Below are 11,833 nucleotides of genomic sequence, written 5' to 3' on the forward strand. Positions count from 1 at the left end.
CGGCCCGCGGTCGTGTGTCGCTCAGCGCGACTCAGTGAGTCCCGGTGAGTCTCAGTGGAAGAAGTGGCGCGTGCCGGTGAAGTACATCGTCACGCCCGCCTTCTTCGCGGCCTCGATGACCTGCTCGTCACGGATGGAACCGCCGGGCTGGACGATCGCCTTCACACCGGCGTCGATCAGGATCTGCGGCCCGTCCGGGAACGGGAAGAACGCGTCCGACGCGGCGAAGGAGCCTCGCGCCCGCTCCGCGCCCGCGCGCTCCACGGCCAGCTTGCAGGAGTCGACGCGGTTGACCTGGCCCATGCCGACGCCGACCGAGGCGCCGTCCTTGGCCAGCAGGATCGCGTTGCTCTTCACCGCGCGGCACGCCTTCCAGGCGAACGCCAGCTCGTCGAGCTCGCCCGGGGACAGCGCGTCACCCGTGGCGAGGGTCCAGCTCGACGGGTTGTCGCCGTCGGCCTGGACGCGGTCGGTGACCTGGAGGAGCGCGCCGCCGTCGATCTGCTTCGTCTCGACGACCGCCGACGGGCCCCGGTGGGCGCGCAGCACGCGGATGTTCTTCTTCTTGGTGAGGGCCTCGAGCGCGCCGTCCTCGTACTCGGGCGCGACGATGACCTCGGTGAAGATCTCCGCGACCTGCTCGGCCATCTCCTTGGTGACCGGACGGTTCACGGCGATCACACCGCCGTACGCGGAGACCGGGTCACAGGCGTGCGCCTTGCGGTGCGCCTCGGCGACGCTCGACGCGACCGCGACGCCGCACGGGTTGGCGTGCTTGATGATCGCGACGCACGGGTCGTCGTGGTCGTACGCGGCACGGCGCGCGGCGTCCGTGTCCGTGTAGTTGTTGTACGACATCTCCTTGCCGTGCAGCTGCTCGGCCTCGGCGAGACCGCCGGTGCCGTCGACGTAGAGGGCGGCACCCTGGTGCGGGTTTTCGCCGTAGCGCAGGACGTTCTTGCGCCCGTACGTCGCGCCCAGGAACTCGGGGAAGCCGCTCTCGTCGGCAGCCGCGTAGCCGTCGGCGAACCAGGAGGCCACCGCGACGTCGTACGCCGCCGTGTGCTGGAAGGCCTCACCGGCGAGACGCTTGCGGGCGGTCAGGTCGAAGCCGCCGTCGCGGACGGCCGAGAGGACGTCGGCGTACCGGGCAGGGCTGGTGACGACGGCCACCGACGGGTGGTTCTTGGCGGCGGCACGCACCATCGAGGGGCCGCCGATGTCGATCTGCTCGACACACTCGTCGGGAGTGGCGCCCGAGGCGACGGTCTCCTTGAAGGGGTACAGGTTCACGACGACGAGCTGGAAGGGCTCCACGCCGAGCTCGGCCAGCTGGCGCTGGTGGTCCTCCAGGCGCAGGTCGGCGAGGATGCCCGCGTGGATCTTCGGGTGCAGCGTCTTGACGCGCCCGTCGAGGCACTCGGGGAAGCCCGTGAGCTCCTCGACCTTGGTGACGGGAACCCCGGCGGCGGCGATCTTCGCAGCGGTCGAGCCGGTCGACACCAGCTCCACGCCCGCCTCGTGCAGCCCGCGCGCGAGGTCTTCCAGACCGGTCTTGTCGTAGACGCTGACGAGCGCCCGGCGAATGGGCCGCTTGTTGCTCTCGGCGGTCACTGGATAACTACCTTTCGTCCCTCAATGCGATAGCCGTTGCGGGCCAGACGCCCCACGACATCGACGAGCAGCCTGCGCTCGACTTCCTTGATGCGCTCGTGCAGAGCGCTCGCGTCGTCCTCGTCCCGGACCTCGACCACGCCCTGAGCGATGATCGGGCCGGTGTCGACGCCGTCGTCGACGAAGTGGACGGTGCAACCGGTGACCTTGGCGCCGTACGCGAGCGCGTCGCGCACACCATGGGCTCCGGGAAAACTGGGGAGCAGGGCGGGGTGCGTGTTCACGAACCGCCCGCCGAACCGGGCGAGGAACTCCTTGCCCACGATCTTCATGAACCCGGCCGAGACCACGAGGTCCGGCTCGTACGCCGCCGTGGCCTCGGCGAGCGCCCGGTCCCACTCCTCGCGGGTGGCGAAGTCCTTCACCCGGCAGACGAAGGTGGGCAGCCCGGCGCGCTCGGCGCGCTCGAGGCCGGCGATGGAGTCACGGTCGGCGCCGACGGCCACGATCTCGGCGCCGTATCCCTCCGCGCCCTCGGCCGCGAGGGCGTCGAGCAGAGCCTGCAGATTCGTGCCTGATCCGGAGACCAGCACGACGAGCCGCTTGGCCACAGCGAGGGCCTTTCTCGGGAGTGCGTTTGTAGGGTCGCACAAAGGCTTCATGGTTCCCGATACGGGGAACTCTACGAAGCGGTCGACCGTCAGCAACGATACCGGCACATGGAGCGGCCCCCACGGGACGGGGGCGCGGCCGGAAGGTAGCGTCTGTGGCGGATTCGCCGACCGAAGGAACGCCGCCCGCTCGCGGGACGTTCACTTCAGGACGGGCTCGCCCGCAGCCGCGCCACGATCGACCTAGGGGAAGACGCACACCTGATGCCGGACCGAAGCCTCCGCCTGCCGCTGCTGCCCGCCGGCTCGACCCTGCTGCGCGAAGGCCGTCCCACGCCTCCTCCGCCCCAGGACACACCACCCAAGTCCGCGGATTCCCCCAAGAAGTCCCCTGAGTCCCCCGAGTCGTCCAAGCTCTCCAAGCCCTCCAAGGACGACAACCCGTTCGCGCCGCCGCCCGAGGGCTCGCCCGACCGCCCGTGGCAGCCGCGCCGCCCCGAGGGCGGCCAGGACGGGCGGGGCGACGGGTCGGGCGGGGACCGGAACCCGTGGGGCGGCCAGTGGAGCGACCGGCAGCCGGGCCGCGCCCAGGGCGGGGGCTTCGGCGACCGCCCCGGCCAGGGCGGCGGACCCGGCGGCCAGGGCGGACCCGAAGGCCCCCAGGGCCCCGGCTCCGGTATGCGCTGGGACCCGGCGGACCCGGCCCAGCGCCGCGCGCGCTACGCCCTGCTCTCCGGCATGTGGGGCTTCTTCTTCGCCCTGTTCAGCTGGCCTTACGTGGCGCTCCTGCTCGGCGCGCTCGCCCTGTACTGGGGCATCAGTGCCCTGCGCGCCAAGCCCCGCAAGCCGAACCCGGACGCTCCGGCCCCCACGGGTCCCGCCACCGGATCGAGACCGCAGACCACGGCGGCCGTCAGCGGCCTGGTCACCGGCTCCCTCGCCCTGGCACTGGTCGCCGCCACGTTCACGGCACAGCTGGTCTACAGCGACTACTACACGTGCGTGAACGACGCGCTGACCAGCGCGTCCCAGAAGGCGTGCAACGACAAGCTCCCGAAGGAACTGCGCACGCTGCTCGGCACGCGCGACTAGGGTCCTTTCGTTCGGATCAGGCTGGTTCAGGGAGCGGGGTCTGGTGCGTGCGGCTGCAAAGCGGAGGAAGGCGCCGATGCGATGGGGGTCCCCCTGCTCGAGCGCAGCCGAGAGCTTGGGGGAGTCGGGCAACTGACGACACCGCCGCAGATACAGACCCCGCGAGCCCAGCATGATCCAAACGAGAGGCCCTAGGACGGGTCCGGCCGTTCTTCGGGGGCCGCGCCTCCGCTCTCACCGGCGCCGTCGTCCGGGTCCGTGTCCCTGCTCGTGTCCGACGCCTCCTTGAGCGCTGCCCAGCGCGCTTCCCTCGTGGCCTCGTCCGGCCAGAGCCCGTTCGGGAAGGGGTCCGCGGAGAACGGGTCCGCGGGGAAGAAGTCGTACGGCTCGAACGCGGCGTCGTCCGACTCCGCCTGCCCGGCCTGAGTCGCCCCCTCCTGACTCCGACGCGGCAGCCAGCTCTTCGGCGACGGGATCCGGGGGCGCCGCCACCACGACGGGGCCCGCCCCTCGAGCGATTCCCCGGCCCGCCCCTCGAACGGCTCACCGACCTGCTCGTCGCGCGGCACCCTGACCCGCCGGGCCCGAAGTCCCACCGCCACCGGCATCCCCACCAGCGCCGTCCACCCCGCCGCCGCGAGCCCTGTCAGCCACCCCACGGGCCCGAACTCCGCGAGCCTCGCGACGCCCATCGGCCCGCCGGCCGCCACCGCGAGCCCCGCGAAGAGCAGCCCGCACAGCACCGCCGCGACGGCCGCCGCCATCGCCGTGCTCGCCGGCGACCAGGCCTCGCCCCGCTCCCCGTGCCGGGGCGCCGCCGCCCCCGCCACGAACCACGCCACCGTCAGGCCGGCCACGACCGGCACCGCCCCCGCCGACCAGGTGAGCGGCGACCCGGGACCCGGCTCCGGCACCACCGCGAGCAGCGGGAACGCAGGGAGCAGCGGCCCTGACGACACCCCGAGCGGCCCGACCACGTTTCCCCCGCCGAGCGCGAAGCCGGGCCCGAGCGCGTACGCAGCGCCCCACACCGCCGCGTTCGGTACCAGCGCGGCGGCCAGCAGAAGCACCGCGAGCCGTCCCGACCACACGCCCGTCATCTGCTCGAACGAATGCCGCACCGCCCCCATGTGCCACACCGTCGACGCCGCGACGACCAGCGCGCCGCCCGCCACGAGCACGAGCGCCCCGGCGGCCGCGGCGCGCGCGGCGACCGGCAGCAGACGTCGTACGAACGCCTCGCGCCTGCCGTCCGGGAGAGCGTCGAGACGATGGCGCAGGAGTGCGGGCAGCGGGGTGCGCGGGCGACCGTAGGCCGTCCAGATCCCGGCGCCCGCGGCGGCCACGGCGACGACCGTCAGATGCGCGGTGACGCTCGGCCAGGACGGCCGCAGTTCACCGCCCGACGCGTAGAACGCGGCGCCGCCGCCCACCAGCAGGTACCCGGCCACGACCCCGCACCACGCTGTCCACCAGGCCATCTGCGGGGCGTCCCCGTCGTCCTCGCCCTCCACCGCGTCACGCGCCGCACGGTGCAGCAGCCACACCGGAAGCACCAGAAGGAGCAGTGGCGCGACACCGATCGGCGCCGGGGTCCCGGAGAGCGTGTCCGTCCTGATGACCTCGGCGCCGTGCGCGAGCAGCCACAGCGCGGCGGCGGCGTGCAGAGCACCGCCGGGACCACTGTCCGGATAGGGCGAACTGATCCACAGCACCATGACGAGCACGGCGGACGAGCCGAGCCCGAGCCCGGCCGCGAGGACCCCGCCGAAGAAGCAGACGGCAGGCCCCGGAGGGCGGTCACGCACGCGGGAGAGCAGGAGCGGCAACGACGGGCCACGGTCGGTCATTTGGGTCACGCGGGCCATGCTCCCAATGACACACGCTTTAGTCGCGTAACAGGCGAAGACTGGATGTGTCGCACAAGATACGTTTATGTAGTTTTTCATGCGAAAGGGTGTGTTGAGTTCCCTATGACACAGAGCCCTGCCTCCCCGCTGCCGACCCCCAAGGAGCGCCGTAGGCTCCGCGAGTCGAAGTCGCTGACCCTGGCTCAGGTCGCCGCGAAAGTAGGCGTCACCTGCGAAACGGTCCGCGCATGGGAATCCGGACGCAGCACCCCGAGGGGCCACAAGAGGGAGACCTACGCGAAGCTCCTGACGAGCGTCGAGGCGGAGGGACAAGCGCCGGCCGCCAAGGCCGCGGCCACCGCCACGGCGACGCCCGTCCGGAGCAGACGATCCGTCGGACGCTGGGACTCCGCCCCGCTCGACCGGGGCCAGGAGCGCGGCGGAGGGTGGGTGCGGCCCGCGGCCAACGCCGCAGCGGGCGAGAGCCCCGGCCCGGCGGCGTCCCCGAAAGACGCCACGGAGGCCTTCGACCGGCTCTACGCCTACGCGGCCCCCGGCCTGGTCCGCCAGGCCTACCTCCTCACCGGCCGCCGCACCCTCGCCAAGGAGTCCGTGGAGCGCGCCTTCCAGCTCGCCTGGCAGCGCTGGCCCGAGGTCGCCGTGGACCGCGATCCCGCCGGCTGGGTCAGGGCCGCCGCGTACGAGTACGCCATGTCGCCCTGGCACCGGCTCCGCCCGAGTCACCGGCACCCCGAGGCGCCGCCCGCCGACGCCGACGACCGCGCGCTGCTCGACGTACTCCTGAGCCTGCCGACCTCGTACCGCCGCACGCTGCTCCTGTACGACGGGGTCGGGCTCGATCTGCCCGAGACCGCGGCCGAGACGGAGGCCACCACGCCCGCGGCGGCGCAGCGGCTGCTCCACGCGCGGGAGGCCGTCGCCGAGCAGCTGCCCGGCCTCGCCGTGCCCGACCAGCTCCACCTGCGCCTGACCGAACTCGCGGGCGCCGAGAAGCTCCAGGCCCCCAAGTCGACCCTCGTCCGCACGGACGGCGAGCGCCGGACCCAGTTCTGGACCCGTTCGGCCATCGCCTTCACCGTCCTGATCATCGGCGCGACGGCCCTCACGCTGCACACCGCCCCGACCCGCTACGAACCCGTCCCCGCCCCCGGCGCCATGATCAGCGGCGTACCGCCGCGGACGGGGCCGGGACCGCTCACGCGCACGGACAAGAAGCTGCGCGACAAGCTGCACAAGGAGGCAAAGAGCGGCCCGTCCCGCCTCGCCCCCGAGGTCGACTGAGCCCCCACGGGCTTCCCGCACGGGCTTCCCGCACGCACGAACGACAGTGGGCCCGCACCCCCGGAAGGGTGCGGGCCCACTGATGTCAGGCAGGTGGCGGAACTACGAGAGCAGCTCGCGCGCCAGCTTGGCCGTCTCGGTCGGCGTCTTGCCGACCTTCACGCCGGCGGCCTCGAGGGCCTCCTTCTTGGCCTGTGCGGTGCCAGAAGAGCCGGACACGATCGCGCCCGCGTGACCCATCGTCTTGCCCTCGGGGGCGGTGAAGCCCGCGACGTAGCCGACGACCGGCTTGGTGACGTGCTTGGCGATGTAGTCGGCCGCACGCTCCTCGGCGTCGCCGCCGATCTCACCGATCATGACGATCAGGTCGGTGTCGGGGTCGGCCTCGAACGCCTCGAGGGCGTCGATGTGCGTCGTACCGATGACCGGGTCGCCACCGATGCCGACGGCCGACGAGAAGCCGAGGTCACGGAGCTCGTACATCATCTGGTACGTCAGCGTGCCGGACTTCGAGACCAGGCCGATGCGTCCCGGCTTCGTGATGTCGCCCGGGATGATGCCGGCGTTCGACTGGCCCGGGGTGATGAGACCGGGGCAGTTCGGGCCGATGATGCGGGTCTTGTTGCCCTTCGACTTCGCGTACGCCCAGAAGGCGGCGGAGTCGTGGACGGCGATGCCCTCGGTGATGACGACGGCGAGGGGGATCTCCGCGTCGATCGCCTCGACGACGGCGGCCTTGGAGAAGGCCGGCGGCACGAAGAGGACGGACACGTTGGCGCCCGTCGCCTCCATGGCCTCCTTGACCGTCCCGAAGACCGGGACCTCGGTGCCGTCGAAGTCGACCTTGGTGCCGGCCTTGCGCGGGTTCACGCCGCCGACGATGTTCGTGCCGTCACCGAGCATGAGCTTGGTGTGCTTCATGCCCGTGGCACCGGTCATGCCCTGGACGATGACCTTGCTGTCCTTGGTGAGGAAGATAGCCATGGTGGTCTGAGTCCCTCTTCCTTACTTCGCAGCCGCGGCGAGCTCGGCGGCCTTGTCGGCCGCGCCGTCCATGGTGTCCACACGCTGAACGAGCGGGTGGTTGGCGTCGCTCAGGATCTTGCGACCGAGCTCCGCGTTGTTGCCGTCGAGGCGCACGACCAACGGCTTGGTGACCGCTTCGCCCTTGTCGGCGAGGAGCGCCAGGGCCTGCACGATGCCGTTGGCGACCTCGTCGCAGGCGGTGATGCCACCGAAGACGTTGACGAAGACGGACTTGACGTCCGGGTCGCCGAGGATGATCTCCAGGCCGTTCGCCATCACCTGGGCGGACGCGCCGCCACCGATGTCGAGGAAGTTGGCCGGCTTCACGTTGCCGTGGTTCTCACCGGCGTACGCGACGACGTCCAGGGTCGACATGACCAGACCGGCACCGTTACCGATGATGCCGACCTCGCCGTCGAGCTTGACGTAGTTGAGGTTCTTGGCCTTGGCGGCAGCCTCGAGCGGGTTGGCTGCGTCCTTGTCCTCGAGCGCCTCGTGGTCGGGCTGGCGGAAGTCCGCGTTCTCGTCGAGCGAGACCTTGCCGTCAAGGGCGATGACCTTGCCGGAGGCGACCTTGGCGAGCGGGTTCACCTCGACGAGGAGGGCGTCCTCCTTGATGAAGGTGTCCCACAGCGTCACCAGGATGTCGGCGACCTGGTCGGCGACCTCGGCCGGGAACTTCGCCTTGGCGACGATCTCCTGGGCCTTCTCCTTGGAGACACCCTCGTTGGCGTCGACCGGCACCTTCGCGAGGGCGTCGGGGTTCTCCTCCGCGACGACCTCGATCTCCACGCCGCCCTGGACGGACGCCATGGCGAGGAAGGTGCGGTTGGTGCGGTCGAGGAGGTACGAGACGTAGTACTCCTCGAGGATCTCCGGAGCCGTCTCGGCGATCATCACCTTGTGGACCGTGTGGCCCTTGATGTCCATCCCGAGGATGTCCGTCGCGCGGGCGACGGCCTCGTCCGGGGTGGCGGCGAGCTTGACGCCGCCTGCCTTGCCACGGCCGCCGACCTTCACCTGCGCCTTGACGACCGACTTGCCGCCCAGTCGCTCGGTGGCCTCGCGCGCCGCCTCAGGCGTGTCGATGACTTCACCGGCCAGCACCGGTACACCGTGCTTGGCGAAGAGGTCCCTCGCCTGGTACTCGAACAGGTCCACGCGCGTCCGTCCCTTTTCCGTGATCTCGCTGCGATCTCGCTGCTTTGTGGTCAGCTGTCTGCGTGGGCGTGCCGCGAAGGGCAACGTGACTGCGCTGTCACAAGGGAGGCGTAGGACGGAGTCCGGTACGCGGCATGTCCGTCCCGCAGGTTATCGCCGCTCGCCCGGGGTCCCTAAATCGCAGATCACACCTGAGCGGTGATAACAGTCACAGAGCGGGGCCCCACCGGCCTGGGGTGCGCCCGGTGGGGCCCCTGAGAGCCCCTGAAAGACCCGGTGGGAGGACCTGGAGAGCCCTGCCGCCGGACCGGGAAGGGCCCGGGCGGGTGATCCTCACCCCAATGAGGACCACCCGCCGCCATCTGCCGGGCCGGGCCCGGCCTGTCACTCCGGTCCCCGGTTGCCCGCAGACGACGTATTCAGTCCGCCGACTTCAGTCCGCCGACGCGTTCCTCGGTTGCGGAGGCGGACTTCTCAGTTGCGGAACCTCAGATGCCGATGCCGTTGGCGGCGGCGTCCGTGGCGTTCGTCAGGTAGCTGGGGGCGACCGAGGCGGCCACACCCTGGACGCCCTGGACCGCGTTCCCGGCGAGCGGCTGCGCGTCGGCGCCGACCGTGCCGGTCAGGTCCTGTGCGAACGGCGAGACCTCGCCGACGACCCCGCCGACGAACGGCGTCACGTCGCCGACCACACCACCGGCGAACGGCGCGACGTCGCCCACGACGCCCTGCGCCAGGTACGTCGCGCTGCCGCCGACGCCCTGCACGACCGGCTGCACCTGGTCGTACACGGCCTGCACGAGGGGCTGGACCGCGCCGACGACACCGCCCGTGAACGGCGTCACGTCCTCCGCGACGACCGACTGCGCGAAGGGCTGGACCTGGCCCACGACCCCGTCCGCGAACGGCGTGACGTGGCCGACGACGCCACCGGCGAACGGCGTCACGTCGCCGACCGCGCCGCCCGCGAGCGTGCCGACGTCGCCGACGGCCTGTCCGGCGACCGGGACCACGCCGTGCACGGCGGTCGCGGCGATGGGGGGAAGTACCGCGGCCGAGGTCTCGTCGACGACGGGACCGGCGGCGGTCGTCACTCCGCCCACGGCGCCGGAGGCGGTGGCCGGGACGTTCTGGGCGTAGCCCGGGACCTGCGCCGCGGTGCCGTACGCCTGGGCCGCGATGCCCTGGACCTGGGCGGTGGCGCCCTGGACCTGGCCCTGCGCGCCGGTCACCGTGCGGTCGACGTCGGGGGCGAACGCGGACAGGGGGCCGAACAGGTAGTCGATCTCCTGGGTGGCGCCGTCCTGGGCGGCTGCGGCCCGGTCGCCGGCGTTCTGCGCGACGGCGCCGGCCGACACGTTCGGGACCCCGGCGGTGTGGGCGTGCGCGGCGCGGGCGGCGACGGTGCGGGCGGTGTCGGCGACCGTGGTGACGCCCTCGACGTAGGTGCGGGCCTGCTGCTTGGCGTGCGCGGCGACGGCCTCGACCCGGGCGTCGGCGTGCCGGACGGTGCCCTGGGCGCCGGTGACAGCGGTACCGGCCTGGGGAGCGGCCTTGGCGGCGGTGCCGGAGACCGTTCCGGAGACGGTGGAGGTGGCGCCGGACGCGGTCGTCCGGCCCTGGCCGGTCACGCCCGCCACGGTGTCCTGGGCCTTGCCGGTGACCGAGCCGACGGTGCCGTGGGTGACGTCGTCGACGGTGCCCTGGACGTGGGAGACCGTGCCCTGTACATCGGCGACCACGTCACCGGCCAGGTCCGGCACCGCCACGGAGTGGGCGGGCATTTCGTCGGCGCTGGCGACGGCGGAGCCGAGCGCCCACGCACCGGAGACGCCGGCGGCTATCACGATGGAACGGCGGATGTTCTTGTTCATGCTTGCGTCAGATCCTTCGAATTCTGGATTCCGGTCCCGCGCTGGAGTGGTCCAGCGGTGGGCCGGCGGCATCCGGCCGGAGTGGTCCGGTCGGCGGGCAGACCTGTGCCGCCCCCGCGCGGCAGGTCACGTGCGGGGAACGGGCTGCCCTAGCCGGGGAATTCGGGGATGTCTCGGTGCCTGTCGCGGGTGGGCGCGGCGTGGTAGGACGCCGTCGCCCCGGGCAGCAGCCGGGCCGTAGCGCCGCTGCCGAAGGCTGCCGCGGCGAGATCGGAGTGCCGCGTCGAACTGCCGTCCCCCGCCGACTGGCCGACCGCGCTGCCACTGGGGAACGCGGGGGCGGGAGTCGAGATTCCGGCCGCCTTCGTGGCCGAAGTCCCTGCGGGTACGGGGTTGGCGCCCGCCGGGACGAACACGTCGCCGACGGCTTCGGCTGCCTCTCGCTTGTCGGTCCGCGCGGCATCACCGTGCCCGGCGGCCGCATGGGTTCCGGCGCTCGGAGCCGGTGCCGCGTGGGCGCCGTCCCCTGCCGGACCGGGGGTGCCGGGTTCGCCGGGCCGGCCCGGGATGCCGGGCAGGCCCGGCATCGACGGCGGTGCGGGCAGGAACCGCGGCGGAGCCTCGTCGGCGAGCTCGCCGACGATCCCTCCGGCGAACTCACCCACTTCCCGGACCTCTTCCCGTACGGCGTCCCGGACCCTTCCCCGCGCTTCGCGTACTTCTCGTACGACGGGTGCGGCGACCTGGGTTCGGGCCGGCTCGGCCACGCGGGTCCGGACCGGCTCGACCACGCGCTTCCTGACGGGCTCCACGGCTTGCTCCCGCACGGTCCCGACTGCTCGGGAACCGGTGGCGGGAGGCGTGTGGTGTGCCGCCCGCGCGGGGACGGATGCGTGAACCGGCACGTGAGCGGATGCGTGAACCGGCGCGTGAGCGGATGCGTGAACCGGCGCGTGAGCGGTTGCGTGAACCGCCTGCTCACCAGCAGCCTCGGTCGGCGGCAGAACTCCTCCCGCCGCCTGCGCCCTTCCCCCGCACAGCAGGCCCAGCACGATCAGGCCGCCCGCAAGGAACATCACCCGGAGCGCCACGTTCAGCGCACGCCGCCCGGCCGCTGCGCGCACGACGCGCGGAGCGGCAACAGGCAGAGCGATCGGGGAAGTCAAGGTGGGGGAACCCTCCCGTACGAGGGGCGCGGGGACGCGGGACGCGTGGGCGCGGGGACGAGGACAGCCGCGCCGATCCTTGCACGGGACGCCCGAGGTTGCGCAAGCCCCCTGTTACCGATGGGTAGTCATGTCCG

The 11,833-nt window shown here is 72.3% G+C and carries 8 protein-coding genes and 1 pseudogene; 2 read left to right on the plus strand and 7 right to left on the minus strand.

The window, feature by feature from the left end; all coding sequences use genetic code 11:
• Positions 1-51 precede the first annotated feature (51 nt).
• Both purH and purN read right to left on the minus strand, forming a co-directional pair.
• Positions 52-1,614 carry a bifunctional phosphoribosylaminoimidazolecarboxamide formyltransferase/IMP cyclohydrolase gene (purH, locus tag OG758_RS21845; protein ID WP_326711550.1) on the minus strand — a complete coding sequence of 521 codons (1,563 nt, stop codon included), beginning with the start codon at positions 1,612-1,614 and terminating at the stop codon, positions 52-54.
• Positions 1,611-2,276 carry a phosphoribosylglycinamide formyltransferase gene (purN, locus tag OG758_RS21850; RefSeq protein ID WP_100594959.1) on the minus strand — a complete coding sequence of 222 codons (666 nt, stop codon included), beginning with the start codon at positions 2,274-2,276 and terminating at the stop codon, positions 1,611-1,613. Before purN ends, purH begins: the two co-directional genes overlap by 4 nt.
• Before the next feature lie 213 nt (positions 2,277-2,489).
• Here purN and OG758_RS21855 point away from each other — a divergent pair, with 213 nt between their 5' ends.
• Positions 2,490-3,317, plus strand: coding sequence for a hypothetical protein (locus tag OG758_RS21855; protein ID WP_326711551.1), 828 nt, complete (start codon positions 2,490-2,492; stop codon positions 3,315-3,317).
• 647 nt (positions 3,318-3,964) lie between these two features.
• Here the strand turns inward: OG758_RS21855 and OG758_RS21860 are convergent.
• A pseudogene (locus OG758_RS21860) lies at positions 3,965-5,266 on the minus strand (cell division protein PerM); the annotation flags it as partial.
• 24 nt (positions 5,267-5,290) lie between these two features.
• Between OG758_RS21860 and OG758_RS21865 the strand changes: the two are divergent.
• The gene (locus OG758_RS21865) at positions 5,291-6,469 is read left to right on the plus strand and encodes a helix-turn-helix domain-containing protein (RefSeq protein ID WP_326711553.1); all 1,179 of its coding nucleotides are present in this window, start codon (positions 5,291-5,293) and stop codon (positions 6,467-6,469) included.
• 102 nt (positions 6,470-6,571) lie between these two features.
• On the opposite strand, the gene sucD is transcribed toward OG758_RS21865, so the two are convergent.
• The 4 genes from sucD to OG758_RS21885 form a co-directional block, all read right to left on the minus strand.
• Positions 6,572-7,453 carry a succinate--CoA ligase subunit alpha gene (sucD, locus tag OG758_RS21870; protein ID WP_266561023.1) on the minus strand — a complete coding sequence of 294 codons (882 nt, stop codon included), beginning with the start codon at positions 7,451-7,453 and terminating at the stop codon, positions 6,572-6,574.
• 21 nt (positions 7,454-7,474) lie between these two features.
• A complete protein-coding gene (gene sucC / locus OG758_RS21875; RefSeq protein WP_326711554.1) occupies positions 7,475-8,656 on the minus strand; it encodes an ADP-forming succinate--CoA ligase subunit beta in 1,182 nt (393 codons plus the stop codon).
• 488 nt (positions 8,657-9,144) lie between these two features.
• A complete protein-coding gene (locus OG758_RS21880; protein WP_326711555.1) occupies positions 9,145-10,530 on the minus strand; it encodes a hypothetical protein in 1,386 nt (461 codons plus the stop codon).
• Between the two features lie 149 nt (positions 10,531-10,679).
• On the minus strand, positions 10,680-11,342 hold the full coding sequence (locus tag OG758_RS21885) for a hypothetical protein (protein WP_326711556.1): 663 nt from the start codon (positions 11,340-11,342) through the stop codon (positions 10,680-10,682).
• Positions 11,343-11,833 lie beyond the last annotated feature (491 nt).

Origin of the sequence: Streptomyces sp. NBC_01474 (assembly GCF_035918215.1) — a bacterium.
Lineage (GTDB): Bacteria > Actinomycetota > Actinomycetes > Streptomycetales > Streptomycetaceae > Streptomyces > Streptomyces aureus.

Coding starts and splice junctions, on each gene's coding strand:
- OG758_RS21855 (WP_326711551.1), top strand. CDS start 2,490: ATGCCGGACCGAAGCCTCCGCCTGCCGCTGCTGCCCGCCGGCTCGACC.
- purN (WP_100594959.1), bottom strand. CDS start 2,276: ATGAAGCCTTTGTGCGACCCTACAAACGCACTCCCGAGAAAGGCCCTC.
- sucD (WP_266561023.1), bottom strand. CDS start 7,453: ATGGCTATCTTCCTCACCAAGGACAGCAAGGTCATCGTCCAGGGCATG.
- OG758_RS21880 (WP_326711555.1), bottom strand. CDS start 10,530: ATGAACAAGAACATCCGCCGTTCCATCGTGATAGCCGCCGGCGTCTCC.
- OG758_RS21865 (WP_326711553.1), top strand. CDS start 5,291: ATGACACAGAGCCCTGCCTCCCCGCTGCCGACCCCCAAGGAGCGCCGT.